Genomic DNA, 24,759 nt, shown 5'->3' on the forward strand with positions numbered 1-24,759 from the left:
CCGTCGCCCGTCACAGCCGGACGAGCATCTTCCCCGTGTTGGCACCCTCGAGCAGGTCGATGAACGCCTGGGGTGCGTTCTCCAGCCCCTCCCGGACGGTCTCGTCCCACTGGATCTTCCCGGCGGCGACCCACGGGCCCACGCGCTCCAGGAACTCGGGGCGGACCTGCGCTGCGTACTTCTGCAGGACGAAGCCGCGCAGGGTCAGGCACTTGCCGATCGCCAGGGCGAGGTTGCGCGGGGCGGCCGGCGGCTCCGTCGAGTTGTACTGGGCGATCGCGCCGCACATCGCCACGCGGCCGTCGACCCGCATCGCGGCGATGGCGGCCTCGAGGTGGTCGCCGCCCACGTTGTCGAAGTAGACGTCGATGCCCTCCGGCGCCGCCTCGGCCAGCAGATCGGTGGGCGAGCCGTCGTGGTAGTCGAACGCGGCGTCGAAGCCCAGCTCCTTCACCCGCGCCACCTTCTCGGGCGTGCCCGCCGAGCCGACCACGCGCGAGGCGCCCAGCAGGCGGGCGATCTGGCCGGCGACCGAGCCGACGGCCCCCGCGGCGCCCGAGATGAAGACGGCGTCGCCCTCCTGCATCTCGGCCACGTGCACGAGGCCGGTGTAGGCGGTCAGACCCGTCATGCCCAGCACGCCCAGGTAGGTGCTGTCCGAGAACTGGGAGGTGTCCACGACCTGGACGGTGTCGCCGTCGAGGACGGCGTGCTCGCGCCAGCCGCGGCCGTGGAGCACGGACGTGCCCTCCGGCACGTCCGCGTGGCGCGAGGCGATCACGGTGCCCACCGCGCCGCCGTCGAGGGGGGCGTCGAGTTGGAACGGAGGCACGTAGGACTCGACGTCGTTCATGCGGCCGCGCATGTACGGGTCCACGGACATCACGGTGTTGCGCACGAGGACCTGGCCCTCGGCGAGCTCGGGGAGCTCGACCTCCGTGAGGCGGAAGTTCTCCGGCGTCGGGGCGCCGTGGGGGCGGGAGGCGAGGTGGATCTCGCGCGTGTGGGTGGGGGTGCTCATGGTGGTCTCCTCGGGGTCGAAGCGGCGGGCTCGGCGGGGGGTCAGCGCGCGAGCAGGTCCAGGAGGCGGCGGGCGGCGTCGCCGGAGGAGGCCGGGTTCTGGCCGGTCACCAGGGTGCCGTCCGTGACCACGAAGCTCTCCCCGTCCGGGCCCTTGCGGTAGTCCGCTCCGGCGGCGATCAGCGCGTCCTCGACGAGGAACGGGACGACGTCCGTCAGCTGGGCGGCCTCCTCCTCGCCGTTGGTGAACCCGGTGACCTGACGGCCGCGCACGAACGGGGTGCCGTCGGCGGCGGTGATCGGGTGCAGGATCCCGGGCGCGTGGCAGACGAGGCCGAGCGGGCGCCCGGCCGCGTCGCTGTCGAGGATGATCCGCGTGGAGTCGGCGTCGGACACCAGGTCCCACAGCGGGCCGTGACCGCCCGGGTAGAAGACGGCGTCGAACCCGTCCACGTCCACCTGCGCCAGGGGCGTGGTGTGGGCCAGGGCGGCCTTGGCCTCCTCGTCCTGGTCGAACCGGCGGGTGGCCTCGGTCTGCATCTCCGGCTTCGAGCTCGTCGGGTCGATGGGCGGCTGGCCGCCGCGGGGCGAGGCGAGGGTGACCTCGTGGCCGGCGTCCGTGAAGACATAGTAGGGCGAGGCGAACTCCTCGAGCCAGAACCCGGTCTTGCGGCCGGTGTCGCCCAGCTGGTCGTGCGAGGTGAGGATCATCAGGATGCGGGACATGTCTGGGGCCCTTTCGTCGGTGGGGACTGAACTCTCATGGTCGTACACAACCGAATCTCGGGCAAGGGTGACGGTGCCCGGGTCGTCAGCGCTCCGTCACCCGCCCGTCCTGGACCTGCCAGCGACGGTCGGTGCGGACGGTGTCCAGCATGCGGCGGTCGTGGGTGACGAGCAGCAGGGCGCCCTCATAGGTCTCCAGGGCCTGTTCGAGCTGCTCGATGGCCTCCAGGTCCAGGTGGTTGGTGGGCTCGTCGAGCACCAGGACGTTCACCCCGCGGGCCTGGAGCAGGGCCAGGGATGCCCGGGTGCGCTCGCCGGGCGAGAGCTCGTCCACGGGGCGGTTCACGTGGTCGGCCTTGAGGCCGAACTTGGCCAGCAGGGTGCGCACCTCCCCGGAGGCCATCTCGGGCACGAGCGCCTCGACGGCCGCGGCGAGCGGGACGGTCCCGGCCAGCAGCGAGCGCGCCTGGTCGATCTCCCCGATCTGCACGCTGGAACCCAGGGCGGCCGTGCCCTCGTCCGGGGCCTGGCGGCCCAGCAGCCCGCGCAGCAGGGTGGACTTGCCGGCCCCGTTGGGCCCGGTGATGCCGATCCGCTCCCCCGCGTTCACCTGGCGGGACACCGGGCCGAGCGTGAAGCCGCCCTGCCGGAAGACGGCGTCGTTGAGGGTGGCGACCACCGAGCTGGAGCGCGGCGCCGCACCGATGGTGAACTCCAGCCTCCACTCCTTGCGCGGCTCCTCCACCTCCTCCAGGCGCGCGATGCGGCTCTCCATCTGCCGGACCTTCTGGGCCTGCTTCTCGCTCGACTCACTGTTGGCCCTGCGGCGCAGCTTGTCGTTGTCCGGGGACTTCTTCACCGCGTTGCGCACGCCCTGGCTGGACCACTCCCGCTGGGTGCGGGCGCGGGAGACGAGGTCCTGCTTCTGCTCGGCGAACTCCTCGTACTTCTCCCGGGCCTGGCGGCGCAGGGTGGCCCGCTCCTCGAGGTAGGCCTCATAGCCGCCGCCGTAGACGCGGTTGGTGCGCTGGGCGAGGTCGAGCTCCAGGACGCGGGTGACGCAGCGGGCCAGGAACTCGCGGTCGTGGCTCACCAGCACGACGCCGCCGCGCAGCTCCTGCACGAAGGCCTCCAGGCGGGTCAGGCCGTCGAGGTCCAGGTCGTTGGTGGGCTCGTCCAGGAGCACGACGTCGAAGCGGGACAGCAGCAGCGCGGCGAGGCCGACGCGGGCGGCCTGCCCACCGGAGAGGGAGGTCATGAGGACCTGTTCCGGGGAGGCGGAGAGGTCCAGGCCGAGGTCGGCCAGGACGGCGGGGATGCGCTCCTCCAGGTCCGCGGCGCCGGAGGCCAGCCAGCGGGTGAGGGCGGTGTTGTAGCGGTCCGCGGCGGCGTCGGCGACGTCCGGGTCCGCCAGGGCCTCGGCGGCCTCGTCCATCTCGGTCTGCGCGGCGGCGCACCCGGTGCGGCGGGCGATGTACCCGGCGACCGTCTCCCCCGGCACCCGCTCGTGCTCCTGCGGCAGCCAGCCCACGAACGCGTCGGCCGGGGCCAGGCTGACCGTGCCGGCCTGCGGCGCGAGGTCCCCGCCGAGGATGCGCAGCAGGGTGGACTTGCCCGCGCCGTTGGCCCCCACGACGCCGACGACGTCCCCGGGCGCGACCGTGAGGTCCAGATCCTCGAAGAGCGTGCGGTGGCCGTGGCCGCCGGCGAGGCCGGAGGCGACAAGGGTGGCGGTCATGGTGCTCCTGACGGAAGTGCGGCGGGCGTCAGGCCATTCTGCCGCGACTGAGCTCCACGAGCTTCTCGGCCCGGGCGCGCGTCGCCTCCTCTCCCGCCGCGATGGCGACGCCGGAGCTGCGGAAGTCCGCGACCGTCATCCCCTCGATCGGCGGGCTGATGAGCACGTCCGGCCGGTAGAGCGAGAGCCGGACGGTGGTGAGCTGGGCCTGCATGACGTCAATCGCCCGCATGGCCTGGCGCAGCGACGTGGCGGGCGAACGGCGGGTGCGGGTGCGCGCCCCGGGCTCCGGCCGCTCCAGGGGCTCGAGCGTGGTGGCATCGACGGCGATCACCCGCTGCGCGCCCAGGAAGCGCACCCCGTCCACCGGGATCTGGTTGAGGATGCCGCCGTCCACCAGCACGGAGTCCCCCACGGTCACCGGCTCCAGCGCGCCGGGGTAGGCGGTGGTCGCCTGGATCGCGGTGATGAGGTCCCCGGTGTGCAGGTAGCGGGTCTGGCCCTCGACGACGTCGGCCGCGGTGAGCACCAGGGGAATCTGCAGCTCCTCGAAGGTGTCCGGGAGCAGCTCGCGGAGCCAGGCCCGCAGCCTCTCGCTGGAGAGGATGCCGCCGGTCAGGCCCCAGTTGATGAGCCGCGGCCAGTCCACGCTCCGCTCGATCTTCTCGAGCGAGGCGGCGTCATGACCGGCGGCTATGAGCGCGCCGAGGAGGCCGCCCATGCTCGTTCCCGCGAGCACGTCCGGGCGGATGTCGAGCTCCTCGAGCACCCGCCAGACCCCGATGTGGCACAGCCCGCGCGCTCCTCCGCCGCCCAGGGCGAGGCCCAGCCGACCCGTGGGCCGTTCGTCATGCATCATCGGCCCAGTGTGCCACGGACATGACCGTGAAGGGAGCGATGCCGGTCAGTCCGTCTCCGGCAGGCCGGCGGCCCACAGGGCGGCGGCAGACGAGGGCGCGGAACGCCTGCATCGGTCCCTCACCGTCCTGACGACCACCGGGTTCCTGGGCGGCGTCGAGATCACGATCGGCCTGCTCGCGTACCTGCTCACGCTCCACGAGACGGGCAGCCACCTTCTGGCCGGACTCGCGTTCTCCATCGGCCTGGTCAGCCTGTTCCTCGCCCACTCCGAGCTCTTCACGGAGGGGTTCTACTACCCGATCACCGCGATCGCCGCCGGCCGAGGCACGTGGATGGAGCTGCTGCGTCTGTGGGCGGTGACCCTCGTTATGAACCTCCTCGGCGGCACCGTGATGATCGCCCTCGTGGTGGCGGGGTTCCCCGACCTGCACGGCACCCTGGCCGAGAGCGCCCACCACTTCCTGGACATCGGCTTCAGCTGGCAGGGCGCCGCCCTGGCGGTCCTGGCCGGGGTGGCGATCACCCTCGTGACGCGGATGCAGGCCGGGACGGACAGCCCGACGGCGATGATCGTCGCGTCCGTCGCCGGAGCCATCGTCCTCGCCGGCGGTTCGCTCTTCCATTCGGTGATGGACTCGATCCTCATCATCGGAGCCATCCTGTCCGGAGCGCACGGCGTGGGGTGGCTCGAGTGGCTCAGTTGGGTGTGGTGGGTGATCCCCCTGAACATCCTCGGCGGGCTGGCGCTGACGACGGCGCCGCGCCTGCTGCGTTCCAAGGAGGTGCGGGAAGAGACGGGGCGGTGAGGGCAGGGCCCGAATGACAGGGATCAGACGGCGTCCCGCGTCCCGTCGGCGGCGGGCTCGGGCAGCTCCTCGGTCACCCGGGAGGTGTTGGGGAAGACGAAGCGGTAGCTGAGACCGGCGACCGCGGCGCCCAACAACGGGGCCACGAAGAACAGCCAGACCTGGCCGAGGGCGTCCCCGCCCGCGAACAGGGCCACGCCGAAGGAGCGAGCGGGGTTCACGGAGGTGTTCGACACGGGGATGGAGATCAGGTGGATCAGCGTGAGGGTCAGGCCGATGGCCAGCGGCGCGAAGCCGGACGGAGCACGGCGGTCCGTGGCGCCGAGGATGACGTAGAGGAACACGGCGGTCAGCAGCACCTCGGTCAGGAACACCGCGCCCATCGAGTAGCCCGCGGGCGAGAGTTCGCCATAGCCGTTGGTGGCCAGGCCGTTCTCCGCAAGCGAGTAGCCCGGACGACTGGAGGCGATCGCCAGCAGCACGCCGCCGGCCGCCACGCCGCCCACGAGCTGGGCGATCCAGTACGGCACAGTGAGCTTCCACGGCAGACGACCCGCGAGCGCCGCACCCAGCGTGACGGCCGGGTTGAAGTGACCGCCGGAGATGTGGCCTACGGCGTAGGCCATGGCCACCACGGTCAGGCCGAAGGCGAGGGCGACGCCGAGGAAGCCGATGCCCATGTTGACGCCTGTGGCGTCGTCGATCACGGAGGCGGAGAACACGGCCGCACCGTCCGTGGGACCGTCCCGCCGTTGCCTGGGCGCACCGTCTCGTCCCGCGTCCACCCTCCTGACCGCGCCGCCACGATCACGCCCGCAGATCAGGCAGCGGCCCTCATCCGGGACGGGGACGCCGCCGGGCACCGCTCGTCCGGCCGGGGGCCGGGCCTCAGCCCGCCGGCTGATCCACCCCCGCGGCGGGACGCCCGTCCTCCAGGTAGACGCAGTGCGCGGCGTCCCAGGCGGCGTCGACGCGGCGGGCGATCGCCGGGCGCAGGAGCTTCCGGGCCTCCTGGCACGTCACGAAGCGATGCTCGGAGGCCTCGTCCTCCTGCAGGCGGATGGCGGCGACGTCCGCGGCAGTGAGCGGGTGGACGGCGCGGAAGAGGAAGCGCAGGCCGATCCGGCCGTCGGCCTTGCTGGGCCGCGTGTCGACGGCGACGAGCCGCCCGGCGGTCACCTCCAGCCCCGTCTCCTCCCGGACCTCGCGGCGGCAGCCGTCCCAGGGGGTCTCGCCGTCGTCCTCCATGATCCCGCCGGGGATGGTCCACCCCTTCTTGTAGGTGGGCTTGAGCACGAGCAGGCGGCCGGCCTCGTCGAAGAGGAGGCAGCCGCAGGAGACGGGGACGGAAGGGATCAGGAAGGACATGGCGCCAGCCTAGAGGCCGGCGCCGGCGGGGCGCTGGCCGGCAGACTTATGCCCCGCGCGGCGGGCGCGCACCGTGCGGACGGCCAGGATCAGCCAGGCGAGCACGGCCAGCGCGGCGAACACCGCGGGCAGCACGTGCCCCAGGAGCACGGAGGAGGCGACGGCGGCGAGGAACGCGGCCAGGTTGAGGACGACGTCGTACATCGGCGCGATGAACCGCCGGTTCACCACGTGGAGCCCGGCGATCGCCACGCCGCACGCGAACGTCACCGAGAGCAGGAGGTTGACCACCGGGGGAGGGTATCAGCGGCGGTCTAGGCGGACGGCCTCGAGCATGCGGCGGTCGTGGGTGACCAGCAGCAGGGCGCCGTCCTAGGCCTCGAGGGCCTGCTCCGGGCGTTCGAGGCCTGCAGACGGGCGTCAGCCTTGCCGGGCATAGGCGTGCTCGCGTTGCGTCACTGACCCTTTGCGTCATGGCCGCGAGGCTTTGTCCGCGAGAGGCGGGCATCCCCTCGCTACGCTGAGGCCATGGCGACGGTACTTCTCGTGCGGCACGGCCGCACCACGGCCAACGCGACCGGACTGCTGGCGGGCCGCACCCCCGGGGTCAGCCTGGACGACCACGGACGGGAGCAGGCGGCCCGCACCGGGGATCGGGTCGCGGCCGTGCCCGTGGCCGCGGTGGTGGCCAGTCCCCTGGAGCGGTGCGCGCAGACGGCCCACGCCCTCCTCGATCGCCAGCCGCGGACGGTGCCCTCGCTGGTCGACGACGACCTCACCGAGTGCGACTACGGCCAGTGGCAGGGGCGCGCGCTCAGCGACCTGGCCACCGAGCCCCTGTGGGCGACGGTGCAGACCCAGCCGTCCGCCGTCGTCTTCCCCGGCGGGGAGTCCATGGCGGGCATGCAGGCCCGCGCGGTGGCGGCGATCCGCCGGCACGACGCCGCCGTCGAGGCCGAGCACGGGCCCGGGGCGGTGTGGGTGGCGGTGAGCCACGGGGACGTCATCAAGTCGATCCTGGCCGACGCGCTCGGCACGCACCTGGATCTGTTCCAGCGGATCGAGGTGGGACCCGCCTCCGTGTCCATCGTGAGCTACGGGCCGAGCCGCCCGCGGGTCTGGGCGACCAATACCGACGCCGGGGACCTGTCCTGGCTCTCGGCCCTCGGCCCGTCCGACGACGCCCCGGTGGGCGGCGGCGCGGGCACCGGCCCCGGCGCGGTGGACGAGCGGACGCCTAGGATCGTGGCATGAGTGATGCACCTGCCCCCGCCCATGAGTTCGACTGGCCGGATCGGGTCGTGATCGGGACGCTCGGGCGTCCCGGAGCCCGCACGTTCTACCTGCAGGTGCGCACCGGGCCCCGGCTGGTGAGCCTGGCCCTGGAGAAGCAGCAGTCGGCCCTGATGGCGGAGATGCTCGACGAGATCCTCGACGATCTGATGGCGTTGGAGGGCAATCCGCACAGCGTCCCGGCCAGCACGCCCGTGGAACTCGTGGACAACGATCCGCTGGACCCGGTGCAGGAGTGGTTCCGGGTGGGGGCCATCGGCCTGGGCTGGGACCCCACCACCGCGCAGGTGCTCATCGACGCGCACCCGCTGACCGACGACGACGCCGCCCCGGCGCTCGAGGCGGACGCCGAGGCCGTGCGCGTGCGGATGCCCGTCGGTGCCGCCCGGGCGTTCGCCCGCCGCACCCGGGAGGTCGTGGACGCCGGGCGCCCGATCTGCTCGGACTGCGGCCAGCCCATCGACCCCGACGGCCACGACTGCACTCTCCCCGACTCCTGATGAGCGCCGCGGACGTGCCCGCCGGCGAGCTGATGTCCGGGGAGCTGACGCTCACCGGCCGCATCACGACGGCGTCCAACGCCACGTTCCTCGGCGCGATCGGTGACACCCCGGTGGTCTACAAGCCGGTGGCCGGCGAGGCCCCGCTCTGGGACTTCCCCGCCGCAACCCTGGCCCGCCGCGAGGTGGCCGCGCACCTGGTGTCCGAGGCACTGGGGTGGGATATCGTGCCGCGCACGTGGCTGCGCGACGGCCCCTTCGGCGAGGGCATGGTGCAGCTCTGGCAGGAGCAGGATCCTGGGCAGGACGCCGTGGGCCTGTTCCCGGCGGACGAGGTACCGGCCTCGGGATGGCTCACGATCCTGGAGGGCGAGGACGAGGACGGGAACCGGCTGGCCCTGGCCCATGAGGACTCGGCGGCGCTGCGCCGCATGGCGGTGTTCGACGTGATCGTCAACAACGCCGACCGCAAGGGCGCCCACATTCTCGCCATGCCCGGCGGGCACCGGTACGGGGTGGACCACGGGCTCACGTTCCATGTGGAAGACAAGCTGCGCACCGTGCTGTGGGGGTGGCTGGGCGAGGCGCTGAGCGAGGAGGAGCGCGACGGCGTCGCCCGGGTTCTCCACGGGCTCGACGGTGAGCTGGGGTGGGGGCTGGCGGAGCTGCTGGGTGCCGAGGAAGTCGACGCCCTTGCCGAACGCTGTGCCCGGTTGCTCGACGGCGGGATCTTCCCGGCCCCGAGCGGGCTGACGCCGGCCGTGCCCTGGCCGCTCTTCTGACGGGCCTGAGGCGTCAGCGCGGCCGCAGGGACAGCGGGCGCACTCAGTCCACGAGCCCCGCCGCGGCACCGGCCGCACGGTAGTCCGCGGCGAGCGAGTCCAGGGTGGCGTGAGCGTTGAGCCCGCTGGGGTTCGGCGCCACGAACAGCCGCGTGCCCGGCCACGGCGTCTGCTGCTCCCCCAGCACCGCCTTCGGGCGTCCGAACGCCTGCCGGTAGGCCGTCACCCCCAACACAGCGACGACGGCCGGCGCATGCGCTGCCACGAGCGCGTCCAGGCGGGCGGGGGCGGCGGCGAGCTCCTCCGCGGTGAGCTCGTCGGCGCGGGCGGAGGCCCGCGGGACGAGGTTGGAGATCCCGATGCCGCGGGCGTGCAGCTCGGCGAGGTCCTCGGCCTTGTAGCCGTCGGAGGCGTCGATCAGGTGTCGGGTGAGCCCGGCGCGGTGCAGGGCCGGGTAGAAGCGGTTGCCGCGGCGGGCGAAGTGCGCACCGGTGGCGGCGCTCCACAGGCCGGGGTTGATGCCGATGAACAGCAGCCGCAGCGGGTCCGGCAACAGGTCGGGGACGGTGCGGTCGCGGAACTGCTGGAGCTCGGCCTGGGTGAAGCGCATGTCAGTAGTGATACCTCGCCTGGAGGATGATCAGGTCCTCGCCGTCGACGAGGTAGACGAGCCTGTGCTCCTCCGTGATGCGTCGGGACCATGCCCCGGGCGCGCCGTACTTCAGCTGCTCGGGCTTGCCGATCCCGTCGAAGGGATCACGCAGGGCGGCGTCGATGAGGGTGTTGATCCGCTTGAGGACCTTGCGGTCCGTGGTCTGCCAGTGCGTGTAGTCCTCCCAGGCCGAGCGGTCCCACACGAGGCGCACTCAGGCGTCCCCGTCCATGCGGTCCAGAGCGTGCTCCTCGACGCTCCCTGCGCGGGCGCGCTCGTAGGCGTCCAGCAGCCGGCGGGCGTTGGCCGGGGAGCGGAACAGGTAGGCGGTCTCCTGCCAGGCGGCGTACTCGTCCGCGGGCATGAGGACGGCATTCCCCTTGCGGGAGACGATCTCTACGGCGTCGCGGTCCGCATTCACTCGCTCGATGAGCGGGAACAGGGTCTTGCGGGCTTCACTGGCGCTGATGGACATGCTGGCCTCCTCGGGTGCGATGTGGTACTTGCTTATGGTACCAGTTGGGGCTGTCGAACTCGAGGGGTGCCGTGCGGGATGCAGATCTCCTTGCCCTCGTGGTCCGTGGGCGCGGCGACGGCGTCCCCTGCTCTCCCAGGAGCGCCTTGGGCTTCCCGAAGATGTCCACACCCGCTCTCCTGACGCAGGCCCCCGCGGGCCGTTCTATTGTCCTGAGGACCATCGAGACGGCCGAACCCTGTTCGCCACAACATCGCCGTTGAAGTCCCATCTGCCCTAGGGCGTGTCTCCCTTATCGGTGGTGAGGCTCGCGGCAGGCTGGTCGGGTGAGGTCGACAGGGTCGCGGTATCAGGTGTTCACGGACGAGCAGTGGGAGCGGATCGAGCCGTTGCTGCCCTCGAATCAGGGCCGGCGTGGGCATCCCTTCGGGGAGCACCGCAGGGTGGTGGAGGGCATCGCCTACCGGTATCGGACCGGGGTCCCGTGGCGGGATCTGCCCCGGGAGCAGTTCGGGCCCTGGCAGACGGTGTGGAAGCGCCACCGCCGCTACGCCGCGGATGGGACCTGGGATCGGGTGCTGACCCACGTGCTGGCCGAGGCCGATGCGGCCGGGATGATTGACTGGGCCGTCTCGGTCGATGCGACCATCGCCCGGGCCCATCAGCACGCCACGAACACCACTCGTCCGGACCAGGACACAGGGGGCCGGGGCGAATCACAAGAAACTGCCGCTGGATGAGGTTGAGCCGCCCGGGCACGGCATCGGGCGTTCCCGCGGCGGGCTGACGACCAAGATTCACCACGCCGTCGATGGCCGCGGCCGGCCGCTGGCCGCGATCGTCACCGGCGGGCAGCGCAACGACGAGGCCGTGCTGGCGCAGGTGCTGGCCGAAATCCAGATTCCCCGACTCGGCGCCGGCGCCGCCCGAGCCCGCCCGGAGGCGGTGATCGCCGACCGGGCCTATGCCACCGGAGTGATTCGCAACGAGCTGCGCCGCCGCCGAATCACCGCGGTAATTCCGGAGAAACGGGACCAGATCGCGGCCCGAGCCCGTCGCGGCAGCCGCGGCGGGCGGCCGCCGGCCTTCGACGCCCAGGCCTACCGCGGGCGCAACGTCGTGGAACGCCACTTCGCCCTAGCCAAGCAATGGCGCGGCTTGGCCACTCGTTACGACAAGCTAGCGATCACCTACCGCGCCGCCGTCACCCTCTGCGCCATCTTCACCTGGCTACGCGCATAAGGGAGACACGCCCTAGCCCAGAGAGGAAGGGGTCGCTGTGCGCGGTGACTGCGGGCTTACACAGCCCGCTGACGTCGTGGCAGCGGCCCTTCTCCTGCGGCGTATCGCTCATCACCAACAGATCGAGGAACCGCGATGACAGGAACTGACGACGGCGTTGCCACGACGCGTTCACCCGAGGTAGCAGCGATCGGGGGTGGGATCGTTGGTCTGTCGACGGCGTACGCGCTGCGGGAGCAGGGCGTGCCGGTGCGTTTGTACGAGGCTGGTCTGCCCGGGACGGGTCAGTCCGGAGGCGAGTCGCGGATCTTCCGACATGCCCACGACGACCCGCGACTCGTTGCTTTCGCGTGCGAAAGCCGCGGCGTCTGGGATGAGTGGGCCGAACACTTCAACGTCGGGCTGGTCTCATCAGACGGTGTCCTGGCGATCGGAGACAGCGCCCTGGCGCGGCTGCGGGTGCTCAACCAGGTCGGCGGCGTGGAAGCGCACGAGATCGACGCGGTCGCGGTCACCCTGCTCAGCGCCGTGGCCCGGACCAGCTGACCGGCGCACCACTCCCCTTACGTGACTTGGACGGGGGCTCTCCATGCACCGGGGTCCTGGGCACCGCACACCGCAACCCACTGGGACTGCCGGGCAGAACTGGTCCTGCCCGAAGGCTCCCGCCCCGGCGGCCGAGAACCCGGTGTACCGTTCCGAGCACGAGCCCGACTGACAGGAGCGATGTGATGGAGAATCGATCGGAAGGCCTGCCCGCGGAGCAGCCGGTGGGCGAGCTGGAGGAAGTGGCCCATTTCCACGGCGCCATGCTCACCGGCGTCACGGTCTCGCACCGGGGGCGGATCTTCGTCAATTACCCGAAGTGGGGCGATGACGTCGCCTTCACGGTGGCCGAAATTCGCGACGGCGAGGCGGTGGCCTACCCGAACGAGGCCATCAATCGCACCGATTCCGACGACCTGGCGAACACCCTGGTCTCGGTGCAGAGCGTGGTGGTGGACCCTGCCGATCGGCTGTGGATCCTGGACACCGGAAGCCCGCTATTCAAGCCCACGACCTACGGCGGGCCCAAGCTCGTCTGCGTCGACCTGACCAGCGACACAGTGGTCAAGACCATCCTGTTCCCCCAGGATGTCGCGTTGCCCACCAGCTACCTCAACGACGTGCGCTTCGACCTGCGCCGCGGAGCCGAGGGCGTCGCCTACCTCACCGACTCCTCCGACCAGGGACCCAACGCGCTGGTGGTGGTGGACCTGGCCACCGGTCAGAGCTGGCGGCGGCTGCACGAGCACCCCTCCACGAAGGCCGAGCCGCTCACAGACTTCATGCCGGTTGTCGAGGGCCGCCCGATGGTCGCCCGCCAGGAGGACGGGACCGTGGCGCCGGCGATCGCGATGGGCGCGGACGGAATCGCCATCGGCGCCGACGGCGCCCGCCTCTACTACTGCCCGCTGGCATCCCGGCGGCTCTACAGTGTGGCTACCGACGCGCTGGTGGACCGAGCCCTGGATGAGGCGGCGGTGGCCGCGACCGTGCGTGATGAAGGCGACAAGGGCGGGGCCGGCGACGGCCTGGAGTCCGACGCACAGGGCAACGTGTATGCGACGAACTACGAGCACAACGCGGTGCTGCGGCGTCGGGTCGACACCGTCGGGGCGTGGGAGACCGTGGTCAGCGACCCTCGGTTGCTGTGGCCGGACACGCTCTCGGTCGCGGCCGACGGCTACCTCTACATCACCGCGAACCAGCTCCACCGCCAGGCCGACTACCGGCAGGGGCAGGATGAACGGGTCAAGCCCTACACCCTCTTCCGCACCCGCATCGACGCCCGACCCGTCCTGCTGCGCTGACCACAGCGGGACGGAACTGGATGCAGCCATGCACAAGTGAAGCGCCCTGTCTTTGACACGTCGAGTTCTCCTCCTGCGGGGATGTTCTTTTACCGCCGGGCCAGTCAGGGACAGCAGCACATGTTCCACGCCTGCTGGCCCTGACTGGCATTACGGCATGGGCCTGGACTGCGCTCAGCCCAGGGAGGCGAGCAACTCGGCGCAGGCCCGCTCGCAGCGCCGGCAAGCCTCAGCGCAGATCTTGCAGTGCTCGTGCATTTCAGCGTGGGAGGCGCACTCGTCCCCGCACGTCTTGCAGGCGGTCCGGCAGGCCTCCAGCAGGGCACGAGTGGTCTCGACGTTGTTGCCGGTCTGCCTGGACAGCACCGCCCCGGTGGTGGCGCAGATGTCGGCGCAATCCAAATTGAACCGGATGCACTGCCTCAGTTCTGCGACCATGTCCTCGGCCAGGCACGCGTCCGCGCAGGCCGTACAGGTCTGAGCGCACTCGAAACAGGCCTCGATGCACTCGGCCAGCTTCTGCCGGTCGATGTCCCCCAAGTCTTTCGGGTAGGTCTCCAGCATCGAGCTCACGTGATGGGTCATGGCTTACTCCTTCATCGGTGCGGTTCGGAAAACGAACCGGCTGGAACCGGCCCGCCATGCAACCGACCATAGACCCCCCGCCCGGCCCGGAAAAGGGGCTCAACTTTGAAGATTCCGTAAAGATCCCAGCCGGCCACGGGCTCCGCCCGAGCCGTTCGAGCGGGCGGCTAGGTGTTGTGGGTCATGAGGTTCTTGCCACGGGGTACGGGCTGAGATGAGACGAGTGGGCCTCTCCCGCAGGATGGAAGTTCCTACACCACCCACCTGCCCGAGAAGACCCACTCATGACTCACGCTAACGCACCCCTGACCCCCACCGGCCGACTCAGGATGGTCCACCGCCACCTGCACGACGGGATCCCGCAGTCCCACGTGGCCGCCGAGTTCCGGGTGAGCCGGCCCACGGTGGCCACCTGGGTGGCCCGCTACCGCGCCCAGGGAGAAGCCGGCCTTCAGGACCTGCCCAGCCGGCCGCACCGTTCACCTGCCCAGCTCGATCCGGTCCTGGTGGCCCAGATCCACGCCCTGCGGCGGGAGCGCAAGTGGTCCGCACGGCGCATCCATCACCACCTCGTCTCCGAGGGCCACCGGGTGTGTCTTCGTACCGTGGGACGGTGGCTGCACCGACTCGGGATCTCCCGCCTACGGGACCTGACCCCGGCCGGAGAAGACCTGCGCCAACGACCCCAGAAGATCACCGCGAGAGGGCCGGGGCACATGGTGCACCTGGATGTGAAGAAGATCGGGAAGATCCCAGACGGGGGCGGTTGGCGCACCCACGGACGTGAAAGTGAAGCAGGCCGTGCTTCCAAGCGTGGTGCAGGCCGGCGGGTCGGCTACACCTACCTGCACTCGGCGATCGACGGGTTCACCCGGCTGGCCTACACCGAAGCGTTGGAGGACGAGCGGGCGGCCACGACCGTGAGCTTCTACTGCCGGGCGAGGGCGTTCTTCGCCGCCCACGGCATCACCGTGGACCGGGTGATCACGGACAACGGAAACAACTACCGGGCTGCGGACTTCACCGCGAAGGTGGTCTCGCTCGGGGGCCGGCATCACCGGATCCGGCCCTACACCCCGCGCCATAACGGGAAGGTGGAGAGGTACAACCGGCTGATGGTCGATGAGGTCATCTACGCCCGCCCCTACACCTCAGAGCAGGCTCGGCGTGAGGCCCTGGCGGTGTGGGTGAACCACTACAACTACCATCGGCCTCATACCTCCTGCGGGGACGCCCCGCCGGCCTCGTTGGCCCCGGCACGAGTCAACAACGTCATGCCCTCCTACAGCTAGGCTCGAAATGACGGCCTTTCCGGGCCCGGCTCAACCCTGAATCGGCTCGGAACTTGGCACTCCGGCAAGTTGCGGCCAGATCACGAATCCGCATTGTTGCATAACGTTCTGGCCACGGACCATTTCGACTAAGTGATAACTTGCTCGACGCGGAATTAGGAGGCCGTGGAAAAAGTCCAGAAAATGTACGCCAATGTCTACCGAGGTAACCCATGTCCTACCCCCACCCGCCGTGCCCGCATCGAGGCTGAAGCACAAGCCCGCCGTTCCCAGTACCGCCGTTCCCTCACCATGGGTGCGATAGGCCTGACCACCGTGGTGGGAGCCACGGTGGCCGGCATGGGCCCGGCCGCAGCCAACGAGGGCGCCTACTCCGCGCCCAGCGGCTCCACTGCTAATTCCTGTACGTGGGAGGGCGGTACCGCCGCCGAGACGTCCCGCTCTTCCAGGGTTCACACGCACTCGTCCGCGACCAGCAGTGAGCCGGCCCAGGATATCCAGCGGGCCTCTTACTCCACCGCTTCCTCCAGTAGTACTGGTTGGGGGGCGGCCGTGCAGTGGGCTACGGCCAAGGCTGCCGATCCGGGCGTCGGTTACGTCTGGGGTGGAAATGGCCCGACCGGCTACGACTGCTCCGGCTTCATTCAGAACGCGTTCGCGCAGGCCGACATTGAGCTGCCTCTGAACTCCAAGGCCCAAGTATGCGGCCGCTAGCCAATACGTCTCCCTGGACGACCTCCAGGTCGGTGACCTGGTCTTCTGGTCCAACAACGGCTCGGCCTCCGGGATCTACCACGTGGCCATGTACATCGGCGACGGCCAGATCGCCCACGCCCGCAACCCGCAAATGGGCGTGGCCGTGACCGCTGTCGACTACAGCCCCTGGAACATGATGGGCACCACCGCCCGCTACTGAACGGCACGCCACCACCCCGGGACGGCCCCGCAAGACGAAAGCCTCGGGGCCGTTCGATCTCAGGAGACCTCAGCCACCGTGCCCACCCCGCTGTCCCGCTGACCGAACCCCCCACCGGACACGCCAGCAGCTCACGTGGACGAACGTTGACATCCCTTGGGCCGCGTCCCGTCGGCCCCGTCCGGTGGTCCTTCCGGTGATGGGGCGTCATATGACACAAGTCTGGATGGCTCCCCCTCCCCTGTTGTCGCTTGCAGACGATGGGGCAGCGCCAAGAGCGCTAATTTGCAGCAGGTATGGCGCGGATGCGTCGGTAGAGGGTGGCTCGGGACATGCCCTAGCCAAGCAATGGCGCGGCTTGGCCACTCGTTACGACAAGCTAGCGATCACCTACCGCGCCGCCGTCACCCTCTGCGCCATCTTCACCTGGCTACGCGCATAAGGGAGACACGCCCTAGTCTGGCTAGAATCCCCTGCCGCACAAAGGACTTCCGATGACTGGAATACCGTTTCTGCTCGTCTTCATCCTCGCCGTCGCCCTGATGATCGTCATGATCTCCAGATGGAAGATCCACCCCTTCCTCTCGATCATGGCCGTCGCCTTCGCCTTGGGGATCATCGGTGGGATACCGCTGGTGAAGTCGACCGGCGCCGAAGGGGAAGCGCCCGTCAAGGGCATCGCCGACGTGATCGGGGAGGGATTCTCCGGGATCTTCACCTCGATCGGCATCGTCATCATCCTGGGCACGCTCATCGGACTCATCTTGGAGCGCACCGGCGGCGCCTTCAGGATCGCCGATGCGCTCGTGAGGGTCGTCGGCAAGCGCTACCCCGTCCTGGCCATGCAGCTCATGGGCTGGGTGGTCTCCATCCCCGTGTTCTGCGACTCCGGATTCGTCATTCTCAACCCCATCCGCAAGGCCCTGGCCCGTCGTACCGGGGCGTCACCCGTGGCGATGACCGTGGCCCTGGCGGCAGGCCTGTACACCTCGCACGTCTTCATCCCGCCGACCCCGGGGCCCATCGCAGCGGCCCAGAACCTCGGCATCGGCGACCACCTTCTGTTGGTGATCGGCCTCGGCGTCCTCGTCTCGATCCCCGCACTCCTCGTCGCGTACCTGTACGCCCTCTACATCGGCAAGCGGGTGACCTCCCCTGAGGAGACCGGCACGGAGGATACGGATGAGCTGGAGGCGGCCTACGACGCGCTTCGCCGGTCCTACGGGCGGATGCCTGGGACCGCTGCGTCCTTCGCGCCCATCATCGCCCCCATCCTGCTCATGGCTCTCGGCTCGCTCGCATCCGTCCAGAAGTGGACCGGCCCCGCGGGTGACTTCGCCCGATTCCTCGGCACGCCGATGATCGCGCTCGCCGTCGGCACCCTCTGCGCAGTCGGCGTGCTGTTCAGCGTGCGCCGTGGCGAGACGTTCTACGACCTGACAGAGGAGACCCTCCGGGTCGTCGGCCCCATTCTGTTCATCACGGCGGCCGGCGGTGTGCTGGGGCGCGTCATCGCCGCCACCGACCTCGTCACCTTCATCGAGAGCAACGCTGCGCCGTTGTCGGTCATCGGACTGTTCTTCCCCTTCCTCGTCTCCGCCGTCCTGAAGACCGCGCAGGGCTCCTCCACCGTGGCCCTCACGACCACGTCGGCCATGGTCTTCCCGATGATGCCCGCACTGGGCTTCGAGACCCCGGTGGCCAGCGCGCTCGTGGTCATGGCCATTGCAGCCGGCGCCATGACCGTCTCCCACGCCAACGACTCGTACTTCTGGGTGGTCACCAACTTCAGCGGCATGACGCCCTCGCAGGGTTACCGCACCCAGACGATGGTCACGCTCCTGATGGGACTCACCTCCATCGTGTTCATCTGGATCCTCGGCCTCGTCCTCGTCTGACCCCGTCACCTGACTCAGGAGATCCACGCGTGCAGCGCATCATCGTCATCCCGGACTCGTTCAAGGGGGCCCTGTCGTCGCGGGAGGCGGGCTCCGCGATCGCGACGGGTCTCGCGTCGGTCACCGACACCGAGGTTCTCGTGGTGCCCATCGCCGACGGCGGGGAGGGCACCGTCGAGGCCTTCGTGGCTGCCGCAGGGGGCGCCTTGCGATCCGCGACCGTCTGCGGGGTGTTCTACGGCGAACGCGTGCCCGTCCACTACGGACTGGTCGAGCCGGACGTGGCGGTGGTGGAGACAGCCTCATGTGCCGGCCTTCCTCTCGCCTCCGGACGCGAGGACACGGGGCGGGCCACGACGTTCGGGGTCGGCGAGCAGATCCTCGACGCGGTGTCCGCTGGCGCGCGCAGAGTCATCGTCGGGGCCGGCGGGAGCGCGACGACGGACGGCGGCACGGGCGCTGCCGCGGCCCTCGGCGTCCGGTTCCTCGACGCCGCAGGTGAGGAGTTCGTCCCGACCGGCGACACCCTCACCCGGATTGCGCGGATCGACTCCACCCCGGCACGAGACCGGCTCCGCGACGTCGACGTGGAGGTGATGTGTGACATCAGCAACCCCCTCACGGGGTCGCAGGGTGCAGCCCACGTGTTCGGCCCCCAGAAGGGGGCGGATCCTGCATCAGTGGCGAGCCTGGACACCGGACTGGTCCATCTCGCGGGCATCATCGAGCGAGACCTCGGGGTCGTGATCGATGCGCTCCCCGGTTCGGGAGCGGCGGGGGGTCTCGCCGGTGGCCTGCACGCCTTCATCGGGGCCACCTTGAAGCCGGGTATCGACGTCGTCCTCGAGACGGCGGGTTTCCACGACCTCGTGAAGACCGCTGACCTCGTCATCACCGGGGAGGGGCGCATCGACGGCCAGTCCCTGGCCGGGAAAGTGCCGGTCGGCGTGGCCCAGGCCGTGCGCGCAGCCGGCCGTGCGATCCCGGTGATCGTCCTCACCGGCTCCGTGGGGCAGGACGCGGACACCCTCTACGACGAGGGCATCACCGCGATCGTGCCCATTGGCCGCGGGCCCCAGGACCTGGCGACAGCGATCCGCCGTACAGCAGAGGACCTGACCGCGACCGCCCGCGACGTCGGGCGGCTGGTGATGGCCTGCTCCCCCGCCGGGCTCACACGGTGAGGAGGGTGAGGACGGGCGGAGGCTCGTCCTAGCCCACGAGGACTCGGTGGCGCTGCGCCGCATGGCGGTGTTCGACGTGATCGTCAACAACGCCGACCGCAAGGGCGCCCACATCCTCGCCATGCCCGGCGGTCACCGGTACGGGGTGGACCACGGGCTCACGTTCCACGTGCAGGACAAGCTGCGGACCGTGCTGTGGGGATGGCTGGGCGAGGCGCTGAGCGAGGAGGAGCGCGACGGCGTCGGCCGGGTAGTCGCGGAGCTCGACGGCGAGCTGGGGCGAAGGCTCGGGGAGTTGCTCAGTGCCGACGAGATCGGCGCCCTTGCCGAACGCTTACCCAGTTGTTCGACGACGGAATCTGCCCTGCCCCGAGCGGGCTGACGCCGACCGTGCCTTGGCCGCTGTTCTGAGCTGAAGGGGCCCTGAGTGCGGCGGGCCAGGAAGGCCGAGGGTCACCGCGTCCGTCGCCCATCACGTGACTCAAGGCGAGCCGACTCCCCTGCGGCGTTCCATAGTTGTGAGCCAGGAGGGACAGAGCACCTCGGACTTAGGGCGTGTCTGACAATGAGTCCAGGGGCCGGCTGACACCCTGAAAGGCATGTCTCGTTTCCAGATGCTCTCCGATGCCCAATGGGAACTGATCGCCCCGATGCTCCCGACCCGGACCGGTCGGCAGGGCCGGCCGTTCTCGGATGCCCGCACGATGGTGGAGGCAATCATCAACCGGTACCGGTGCGGGATTGCCTGGAGGGATCTGCCCGAGGTCTACGGGCCCTGGCAGACCGTGTGGACCTGGCACCGCCGGATGGCGGCCGAGGGCACCTGGGACACGGTGCTGACAAAGCTGACCGCCGCCGCTGACGCGCAGGGCTTGGTGGACTGGTCGGTCTCGGTGGACTCCACGATCGCCCGCGCTCACCAGCACGCCACGAACACCACCCGCCACACAGGGGGATGGATCGAACTACAAGAATCCGCGTGAAGAGCCGGCCGATCACGGCATCGGACGTTCTCGCGGCGGGCTGAGCACGAAGATCCATCAGCTCGTGGACGGGGCCGGGCTGCCGCTGGTCAGCCTGATCACCGCCGGCCAAGCAGGAGACTCGCCCATGCTGCTGCCCCTGCTGGGGCAGCTGCACGTGGCCCGCCCGGTGGGCCGGCCCCGGACCCGCCCGGACGCGCTCCTGGGCGACAAGGCGTACTCATCACGGGCGATCCGCGCCCACCTGCGTGCCCGCCGGATCAAGGCGGTCATCCCCGAGCCGGCCGACCAGCAGGGCCATCGCAGACGCCGCGGCCCCCGCGGTGGTAGGCCCGTGGGCCTCGACGCGGCCGCCTACAAGGGCCGCAACGTCATCCAGCGCCAGTACGCCCAACTCAAGCAGTGGCGCGGGCTGGCAACCCGGTATGACAAGTACTCCACCGTCTACCGGGCCGCCGTGGTGCTGAACGCGGTGATCGCGTGGTCCAAACGATTGTCAGACACGCCCTAGAGGCTCTTCACCCGAGTGAAGAGCTCACGCAGGGCCGCGTCTGAGAGATCAATGATCGGCTCGTACATGAACGAGTTCACGTGGATGTTCTCCGGCGTCATGAGCACGACGTCGTCGAGTATGCGGCGTGACTCGTCGGTTCCGTGGCCCCGGCCCTTGTACGCCTGGAAGAGCGCCTGGGTCTGGTTCCCAGTGATCCCATCCGTGAACGTCGGGTCGTCAAGGACGGCCACCATATGCTGCTCCGCGACAATGCGGGTGGCGATGGACAACACGACCTTGTTCTCGAAGTTGATGGCCTCGTCTGCGATGAGCGCCTCCTCTGCCTGCTCGAGCAGCAAGTCGATAACCGGCTTAGTGCCAGCATTCCACTTCTTCTTTTTGCTCGACTGGAAGGTCTCGTTGAAAATCCGGTCAAGCTCGGCGTTGTCGATGCTCGCCGATTCTGCCTTCCAATGCAACAGCGAGGTCAGCTTCAGGTAGTCGGGGTCATCCTCACCCCTGGTGTATTCGAGGATGTTGCGCACGAACGGCACCGAAGCAATACGCTGCATGCCGTTGCCAAAGAAGTTCTTCTTGAAACCATAGATGAATGGGTTCTTCACGTGGCTGGCTTGGTTCAGCGAGACCTTCCCCTCGCCCTTCTGCGCCATAAAGCACCTGTTGTAGCCAACGACACCTCGACTAAGAAGCGTGCGGAAGAAATCGAAGTTGTGCGTGAGGAGGATCAGCTTGAAGTTTGCGTGATCAGCCATCTCCTTGAGGTATTGGATGATGGCGTATTTGTTTTTGTAGTCGAACGAGTCGGCGAGGTCATCAATGATGAAGACCGTCTCCCGACCCGTCGCCTTGCGTGCTTCCATCTCGAAGAGGACGTTGAGGATGTAAAGCGCCTTCTTCTCGCCGTTGCTGAGCACTGACAGAAGGTCATCCCGCTCGACGCTGGCGGACTCCTGGCCGTCATTAAACTCGAAGACGAGCTTTAGCATGGAGTCCTGGCCGAGGGCCACTTGGTGCTTGTTCTCCGCGCGTAGAGTGAACGGCACGAAAAAGCGCTCGTTGAAGATCTTAATGACCTTGTCCCACTGGGTGCTTTCGGTAGCCGCCTGCTGTTCGATAGCCTTACGGCGCTTCTCGGTGTCTTTGTAGCACGTCACGACGCGCAGGTACGCCTCCTCGTGCGCCTTGAGATAGGACATCCAGACGTTCTGATGGAAGGTCTGGACGTTGGCGAACTCCGGGAGGAGGTCTTCGCGATTCGCGATGAACTCGAAGAACTTTCGCGTGTCCTCATTGCGCTGGACGGCGCGCTCGACACCTTCCATCTTCTTGCGTAGCGCATCATCATCGCTAATACGCTTCTTCTCTTCGGTGATCAGCGCCTGCAGGTCAGCGTCGCTCGTGATCTGGCGGGGCTCGTCCTCGCCGTGCAGTAGAAGCGAATGCTGAGCGGTGAAGAAGCCGTTGACACCGAGGCTCTTCGTAACGTTCGCAGCGTTGTAGTACGTGAACGAACTCCGGTTGAAGAACGTGGACTCGTCGAGAAGCTGGTTCAGCCGGGTCACATACGCTGCCAGCTGGGCTTGGACGTCAGCACCCTTGAGCGCGGTGGCCACCTTGTCGTTGAAGAGCACATCGTGGGGCAGGTCGGCAAACCGAGTGTCCTCGAGCTGCTCGACCTCGTAGGCAATGCGGACGAGAGCATCGTAGAACTTGTCATCGCTCTGCGTGAAGACCCTCGAGATCGTCGAGATTACGTCCTGTTTCGCACCCGACTGAGCCTTCAACTCCTTGACCAAGGCATCGCGGGCATCGAGGAGCTCCACCTGGAGCTCTTCGTACTCCTTCCTAAGCTCAGGGTTCACGAGCAGTGTCGAGGTCGACTCCGTCGGGCCGAGCTCCTCGTCGTAGGACAGGACAACGGCGACGCTGCGGGGGTCTGGCGACTGGCCGTTCTCGTCCGTGATCAAGCGAGAGGACTCCCGGTCAGGGAAGACTCGGTCGGTCGTCTCCTTGCCCGTGGCGAAGTCCTTAAACGTCCGGGCGAAGGAGGTCTTCATCGTGCCGTTGGGCGCGTAGATACCCACTGCGTTGCGGTCTCCAAAGTCCAGCGTCGCGTCAAACGATCGGATACCGTGGCAATTGGTCAGCTCGACCTTAAGCGTCTTCATGCCAACAGACTACGGTGCACACGGGCTCCGCGCGGCATAAACAGGATGAGCCACTGCCGGCAGCAGCACCTTGGGGCCGCCTACTCAGGCATACCATTGCCGAAGAGCACCTCGGAATGGAGCGTCTCGAGCTCGTCTTCAATTTCCCAAAACTCGCGGGAGAGCCATTTCAGGGCCGACTTCATGAAGGCCTTAGTGTCCCTCGCCGGGGCCGCTGTCCGGTACCCGCGCTTCATGGACACGAAGTCGAACGGCTCGCCCGTGTCCGGGTTCTTGACGAACGCGCCGTTGACCCACACGCCATGAACGACGAAGTGGCGGAGCTCAAGCGCTACCTCCAAGCGGTCGACGAGCGCTTTCGGGGCCGTGTCTCGGAGGGCTTTGACGAGACGTGAGCTGGTGTCGTCGTAACCTCTTGCCCGCGTATCCCAGTCGCCCGAGATCGCCTGCAGGAAGGTACCAGCGGCATCCTCGGCCCAGGCCGCCGCCATGACAACCTCACCGATGAGTTGCGGGAGCTCCGGGCTGACCTGCCGCCGGGACATCTGACGGGTGAGTGATTCTGGATCGTTGGCGAGAGCTCCCTTCAGCCGGTGGAGCAGCGCGGTGCCGACGGCAAGCTGCTCGGCCTTGGGTCGCGCCACGAGATCAGGCGGCATTAGCCACTCAACGAGCGCATCGATGAGGACGGGTTCGTCTTCCAAGGCCACGATCCCAATCATGCCAGCGAGCAAGTTCCGAAGTGACATCGGCCCCGCCATAGTCAGCTTCAGGCACGCTCTGACGCCATCCAGGAGAGCCAATCGTCCCATGCACCGAATGCGCCGTCATCCGCGGCGTGGTCAAAGCCGTGCGAATCGATGACCAGGCGAAAGTTGATGCCGACAGCAGTGTCACCGAGGGCCTCCAGCCCGACTATCAACAACTCACAGATGAACAAGGGAGCTGGATCAAGCACATCGTTCGCACTGAAGAAGGCCCTCGCCGCGGGCGGCCACGCACTGACGTACGCACGATCGTCAACGCGGCTTTCTACAAGACCCGCACTGGCATCACGTGGCGCGAGCTCCCAGCAGAGTTCGGGTCATGGCAGACCGCCTTGCGCCGGCACAACCAATTGATCGCGAGCTCCCAGTGGGACGAGATCACCCAAACGCTGGCGGAGGGACCCACTTGAGTGAGGACTTCCGTTTTGAGACAAGCCGACTTTTTGAGTCAGGCACGGGACGCTCTGAGCGACGGCAGGACGCAGATCTGCCCGCTCGACCCGGCAGCTTTTCCGGCGGCCGAGCACTGACCCGAACATCCGCGCACCGCACCCCGTCGAGCAAAACACCTGATGAGAGCCGGTTCCACAGCTGTCCCCCGCTCACGTCGCAATCAGGGAGAAGCAGAAGTCGTGATGCTCTCAAAAGTACGGTCTGACATGCCGTTTCTTAAACATTGAAGCGGAACTCCACGACGTCGCCACAGCTGCCAACCTCTGGCACGACACCGATCTACTCCAGGCGCGCACGACGGACCCCTTCCTTCGGTCGGCTTGACTCGTCATTACCGCAGCACTCGTCGCTCATCGCATGGCTCCTTCGATGTCGCAGCAGCCCGGGACCGTACGCCGGAGGCCGATGCACGGCACGCTCTGGTCGACGGCAAGGGTGACGTCAACCAGAGCGGTGAGCGCGGCGGCGATGTGAGGAGCTGCGGTCTTGTAACGGATCTGCTGACCCTTCGGCCCTGCGACGACGATCCCGCGGCCGCGCAGGCAGGGCGGCTGGTTGGAGACGTTGGTGCGCGCTCCTCGCGGCTCGATGACAGCCTTACGCCGACACGACAACGAGATGCGATTCCTCGGCCTGGATCAGTTCAGTGTCCTCAGGACACTGGAACACCTCGAGGTCGATTC

The 24,759-nt window shown here is 68.6% G+C and carries 26 protein-coding genes and 4 pseudogenes; 15 read left to right on the plus strand and 15 right to left on the minus strand.

Annotated features, from left to right (window positions below; all coding sequences use genetic code 11):
* Positions 1-10: 10 nt before the first annotated feature.
* From O3T09_RS07660 to O3T09_RS07675, 4 genes are all read right to left on the minus strand, one after another.
* Complete coding sequence (locus O3T09_RS07660; protein ID WP_036316402.1) at positions 11-1,021, minus strand: NADP-dependent oxidoreductase; 1,011 nt, start codon at positions 1,019-1,021, stop codon at positions 11-13.
* A 41-nt stretch (positions 1,022-1,062) separates the two neighbouring features.
* Entirely contained in the window at positions 1,063-1,746 is a 684-nt protein-coding gene (locus O3T09_RS07665) for a type 1 glutamine amidotransferase domain-containing protein (RefSeq protein WP_036316400.1), read from the minus strand.
* Positions 1,747-1,831: 85 nt separating this feature from the next.
* Entirely contained in the window at positions 1,832-3,484 is a 1,653-nt protein-coding gene (locus O3T09_RS07670; protein WP_144818648.1) for an ABC-F family ATP-binding cassette domain-containing protein, read from the minus strand.
* Between the two features lie 28 nt (positions 3,485-3,512).
* A complete protein-coding gene (locus O3T09_RS07675) occupies positions 3,513-4,343 on the minus strand; it encodes a patatin-like phospholipase family protein (protein WP_010080497.1) in 831 nt (276 codons plus the stop codon).
* Between the two features lie 7 nt (positions 4,344-4,350).
* Between O3T09_RS07675 and O3T09_RS07680 the strand changes: the two genes are divergently transcribed.
* Positions 4,351-5,151: a formate/nitrite transporter family protein gene (locus O3T09_RS07680; RefSeq protein WP_078025878.1), complete on the plus strand. Its 801-nt coding sequence runs from the start codon at positions 4,351-4,353 to the stop codon at positions 5,149-5,151.
* Positions 5,152-5,174: 23 nt separating this feature from the next.
* On the opposite strand, the gene aqpZ is transcribed toward O3T09_RS07680, so the two are convergent.
* The 4 genes and pseudogenes from aqpZ to O3T09_RS11890 form a co-directional block, all read right to left on the minus strand.
* Entirely contained in the window at positions 5,175-5,873 is a 699-nt protein-coding gene (gene aqpZ / locus O3T09_RS07685; protein ID WP_136940223.1) for an aquaporin Z, read from the minus strand.
* Between the two features lie 166 nt (positions 5,874-6,039).
* Positions 6,040-6,519 (minus strand): NUDIX domain-containing protein, encoded by a 480-nt coding sequence (locus O3T09_RS07690; protein WP_102708427.1) that lies wholly within the window; start codon positions 6,517-6,519, stop codon positions 6,040-6,042.
* A gap of 9 nt (positions 6,520-6,528) precedes the next feature.
* Positions 6,529-6,810 carry a hypothetical protein gene (locus tag O3T09_RS07695; protein WP_231119487.1) on the minus strand — a complete coding sequence of 94 codons (282 nt, stop codon included), beginning with the start codon at positions 6,808-6,810 and terminating at the stop codon, positions 6,529-6,531.
* Between the two features lie 12 nt (positions 6,811-6,822).
* Positions 6,823-6,924: pseudogene (locus O3T09_RS11890) on the minus strand (ATP-binding cassette domain-containing protein); the annotation flags it as partial.
* 123 nt (positions 6,925-7,047) lie between these two features.
* Between O3T09_RS11890 and O3T09_RS07700 the strand changes: the two are divergent.
* From O3T09_RS07700 to O3T09_RS07710, 3 genes are read left to right on the plus strand one after another with little or no spacing between them, the layout of a single operon-like run.
* Positions 7,048-7,773 (plus strand): histidine phosphatase family protein, encoded by a 726-nt coding sequence (locus O3T09_RS07700; RefSeq protein WP_169577815.1) that lies wholly within the window; start codon positions 7,048-7,050, stop codon positions 7,771-7,773.
* A complete protein-coding gene (locus tag O3T09_RS07705; RefSeq protein ID WP_036340843.1) occupies positions 7,770-8,312 on the plus strand; it encodes a DUF3090 domain-containing protein in 543 nt (180 codons plus the stop codon). Before O3T09_RS07700 ends, O3T09_RS07705 begins: the two co-directional genes overlap by 4 nt.
* Positions 8,312-9,094, plus strand: a complete 783-nt coding sequence (locus tag O3T09_RS07710; RefSeq protein WP_144818646.1) for an SCO1664 family protein — start codon at positions 8,312-8,314, stop codon at positions 9,092-9,094. The genes O3T09_RS07705 and O3T09_RS07710 overlap by 1 nt, the downstream gene beginning before the upstream one ends.
* Positions 9,095-9,137: 43 nt before the next feature.
* Here O3T09_RS07710 and O3T09_RS07715 read toward each other — a convergent pair whose 3' ends face one another.
* Genes O3T09_RS07715 through O3T09_RS07725 form a run of 3 tightly spaced genes read right to left on the minus strand, consistent with a single transcriptional unit; the run spans position 9,138 to position 10,221 of the window.
* Positions 9,138-9,704 carry a mismatch-specific DNA-glycosylase gene (locus tag O3T09_RS07715; RefSeq protein ID WP_041103934.1) on the minus strand — a complete coding sequence of 189 codons (567 nt, stop codon included), beginning with the start codon at positions 9,702-9,704 and terminating at the stop codon, positions 9,138-9,140.
* A gap of 1 nt (position 9,705) precedes the next feature.
* Positions 9,706-9,960: a Txe/YoeB family addiction module toxin gene (locus tag O3T09_RS07720; protein WP_041103932.1), complete on the minus strand. Its 255-nt coding sequence runs from the start codon at positions 9,958-9,960 to the stop codon at positions 9,706-9,708.
* Positions 9,961-10,221 carry a type II toxin-antitoxin system Phd/YefM family antitoxin gene (locus O3T09_RS07725; RefSeq protein WP_036340860.1) on the minus strand — a complete coding sequence of 87 codons (261 nt, stop codon included), beginning with the start codon at positions 10,219-10,221 and terminating at the stop codon, positions 9,961-9,963.
* 326 nt (positions 10,222-10,547) lie between these two features.
* On the opposite strand from O3T09_RS07725, the gene O3T09_RS07730 reads away from it, so the two are divergent.
* From O3T09_RS07730 to O3T09_RS07740, 3 genes are all read left to right on the plus strand, one after another.
* Positions 10,548-11,463, plus strand: a protein-coding gene (locus tag O3T09_RS07730) for an IS5 family transposase (RefSeq protein ID WP_201292392.1) whose coding sequence is annotated in 2 segments (ribosomal slippage) — positions 10,548-10,922 and positions 10,924-11,463 — 915 coding nt in all. Because the reading frame shifts where the segments join, the coding sequence is not laid out codon by codon here.
* A gap of 135 nt (positions 11,464-11,598) precedes the next feature.
* Positions 11,599-12,009: an FAD-dependent oxidoreductase gene (locus O3T09_RS07735; protein WP_070708869.1), complete on the plus strand. Its 411-nt coding sequence runs from the start codon at positions 11,599-11,601 to the stop codon at positions 12,007-12,009.
* A 224-nt stretch (positions 12,010-12,233) separates the two neighbouring features.
* Positions 12,234-13,316: a major royal jelly family protein gene (locus tag O3T09_RS07740; protein WP_236601339.1), complete on the plus strand. Its 1,083-nt coding sequence runs from the start codon at positions 12,234-12,236 to the stop codon at positions 13,314-13,316.
* Between the two features lie 174 nt (positions 13,317-13,490).
* On the opposite strand, the gene O3T09_RS07745 is transcribed toward O3T09_RS07740, so the two are convergent.
* Entirely contained in the window at positions 13,491-13,901 is a 411-nt protein-coding gene (locus O3T09_RS07745; protein WP_002855901.1) for a four-helix bundle copper-binding protein, read from the minus strand.
* A 284-nt stretch (positions 13,902-14,185) separates the two neighbouring features.
* On the opposite strand from O3T09_RS07745, the gene O3T09_RS07750 reads away from it, so the two are divergent.
* From O3T09_RS07750 to O3T09_RS07780, 7 genes and pseudogenes are all read left to right on the plus strand, one after another.
* Positions 14,186-15,193, plus strand: coding sequence for an IS481 family transposase (locus O3T09_RS07750; protein ID WP_269295472.1), 1,008 nt, complete (start codon positions 14,186-14,188; stop codon positions 15,191-15,193).
* A gap of 339 nt (positions 15,194-15,532) precedes the next feature.
* Complete coding sequence (locus tag O3T09_RS07755; RefSeq protein ID WP_256365920.1) at positions 15,533-15,907, plus strand: NlpC/P60 family protein; 375 nt, start codon at positions 15,533-15,535, stop codon at positions 15,905-15,907.
* Positions 15,906-16,109 (plus strand): annotated as a pseudogene (locus O3T09_RS07760) (C40 family peptidase); the annotation flags it as partial. The gene O3T09_RS07755 and the pseudogene O3T09_RS07760, both read left to right, overlap by 2 nt.
* A 494-nt stretch (positions 16,110-16,603) precedes the next feature.
* Positions 16,604-18,007 carry a GntP family permease gene (locus O3T09_RS07765; RefSeq protein ID WP_100057284.1) on the plus strand — a complete coding sequence of 468 codons (1,404 nt, stop codon included), beginning with the start codon at positions 16,604-16,606 and terminating at the stop codon, positions 18,005-18,007.
* A 29-nt stretch (positions 18,008-18,036) separates the two neighbouring features.
* Complete coding sequence (locus O3T09_RS07770) at positions 18,037-19,191, plus strand: glycerate kinase family protein (RefSeq protein ID WP_100057283.1); 1,155 nt, start codon at positions 18,037-18,039, stop codon at positions 19,189-19,191.
* A 1-nt stretch (position 19,192) separates the two neighbouring features.
* A pseudogene (locus O3T09_RS07775) lies at positions 19,193-19,602 on the plus strand (SCO1664 family protein); the annotation flags it as partial.
* Positions 19,603-19,790: 188 nt separating this feature from the next.
* Positions 19,791-20,685 (plus strand): IS5 family transposase gene (locus O3T09_RS07780; protein ID WP_119217896.1). Its coding sequence is split into 2 segments (ribosomal slippage): positions 19,791-20,147 and positions 20,149-20,685, totalling 894 coding nucleotides; the frame shifts between segments, so codons are not numbered across the junction.
* On the opposite strand, the gene O3T09_RS07785 is transcribed toward O3T09_RS07780, so the two are convergent.
* Together O3T09_RS07785 and O3T09_RS07790 are read right to left on the minus strand one after the other, a co-directional pair.
* Positions 20,682-22,856 (minus strand): phage infection protein, encoded by a 2,175-nt coding sequence (locus O3T09_RS07785; RefSeq protein ID WP_100057280.1) that lies wholly within the window; start codon positions 22,854-22,856, stop codon positions 20,682-20,684. The two genes, O3T09_RS07780 and O3T09_RS07785, sit on opposite strands and share 4 nt — an antisense overlap.
* A gap of 80 nt (positions 22,857-22,936) precedes the next feature.
* On the minus strand, positions 22,937-23,566 hold the full coding sequence (locus O3T09_RS07790) for a hypothetical protein (RefSeq protein WP_129866848.1): 630 nt from the start codon (positions 23,564-23,566) through the stop codon (positions 22,937-22,939).
* Positions 23,567-23,694: 128 nt separating this feature from the next.
* On the opposite strand from O3T09_RS07790, the gene O3T09_RS07795 reads away from it, so the two are divergent.
* Entirely contained in the window at positions 23,695-24,033 is a 339-nt protein-coding gene (locus O3T09_RS07795; protein ID WP_240739683.1) for a transposase, read from the plus strand.
* A 393-nt stretch (positions 24,034-24,426) separates the two neighbouring features.
* Here O3T09_RS07795 and O3T09_RS07800 read toward each other — a convergent pair.
* Positions 24,427-24,648 (minus strand): annotated as a pseudogene (locus tag O3T09_RS07800) (Cd(II)/Pb(II)-sensing metalloregulatory transcriptional regulator CmtR); the annotation flags it as partial.
* Positions 24,649-24,759 lie beyond the last annotated feature (111 nt).

Origin of the sequence: Micrococcus sp. H39-S4 (assembly GCF_027158145.1) — a bacterium.
In the GTDB taxonomy this organism is placed as follows: Bacteria; Actinomycetota; Actinomycetes; order Actinomycetales; family Micrococcaceae; genus Micrococcus; species Micrococcus luteus.

Coding starts and splice junctions, on each gene's coding strand:
- O3T09_RS07660 (WP_036316402.1), bottom strand. CDS start 1,021: ATGAGCACCCCCACCCACACGCGCGAGATCCACCTCGCCTCCCGCCCC.
- O3T09_RS07665 (WP_036316400.1), bottom strand. CDS start 1,746: ATGTCCCGCATCCTGATGATCCTCACCTCGCACGACCAGCTGGGCGAC.
- O3T09_RS07670 (WP_144818648.1), bottom strand. CDS start 3,484: ATGACCGCCACCCTTGTCGCCTCCGGCCTCGCCGGCGGCCACGGCCAC.
- O3T09_RS07675 (WP_010080497.1), bottom strand. CDS start 4,343: ATGATGCATGACGAACGGCCCACGGGTCGGCTGGGCCTCGCCCTGGGC.
- O3T09_RS07690 (WP_102708427.1), bottom strand. CDS start 6,519: ATGTCCTTCCTGATCCCTTCCGTCCCCGTCTCCTGCGGCTGCCTCCTC.
- O3T09_RS07700 (WP_169577815.1), top strand. CDS start 7,048: ATGGCGACGGTACTTCTCGTGCGGCACGGCCGCACCACGGCCAACGCG.
- O3T09_RS07705 (WP_036340843.1), top strand. CDS start 7,770: ATGAGTGATGCACCTGCCCCCGCCCATGAGTTCGACTGGCCGGATCGG.
- O3T09_RS07710 (WP_144818646.1), top strand. CDS start 8,312: ATGAGCGCCGCGGACGTGCCCGCCGGCGAGCTGATGTCCGGGGAGCTG.
- O3T09_RS07715 (WP_041103934.1), bottom strand. CDS start 9,704: ATGCGCTTCACCCAGGCCGAGCTCCAGCAGTTCCGCGACCGCACCGTC.
- O3T09_RS07725 (WP_036340860.1), bottom strand. CDS start 10,221: ATGTCCATCAGCGCCAGTGAAGCCCGCAAGACCCTGTTCCCGCTCATC.
- O3T09_RS07735 (WP_070708869.1), top strand. CDS start 11,599: ATGACAGGAACTGACGACGGCGTTGCCACGACGCGTTCACCCGAGGTA.
- O3T09_RS07745 (WP_002855901.1), bottom strand. CDS start 13,901: ATGACCCATCACGTGAGCTCGATGCTGGAGACCTACCCGAAAGACTTG.
- O3T09_RS07750 (WP_269295472.1), top strand. CDS start 14,186: ATGACTCACGCTAACGCACCCCTGACCCCCACCGGCCGACTCAGGATG.
- O3T09_RS07755 (WP_256365920.1), top strand. CDS start 15,533: ATGGGCCCGGCCGCAGCCAACGAGGGCGCCTACTCCGCGCCCAGCGGC.
- O3T09_RS07765 (WP_100057284.1), top strand. CDS start 16,604: ATGACTGGAATACCGTTTCTGCTCGTCTTCATCCTCGCCGTCGCCCTG.
- O3T09_RS07785 (WP_100057280.1), bottom strand. CDS start 22,856: ATGAAGACGCTTAAGGTCGAGCTGACCAATTGCCACGGTATCCGATCG.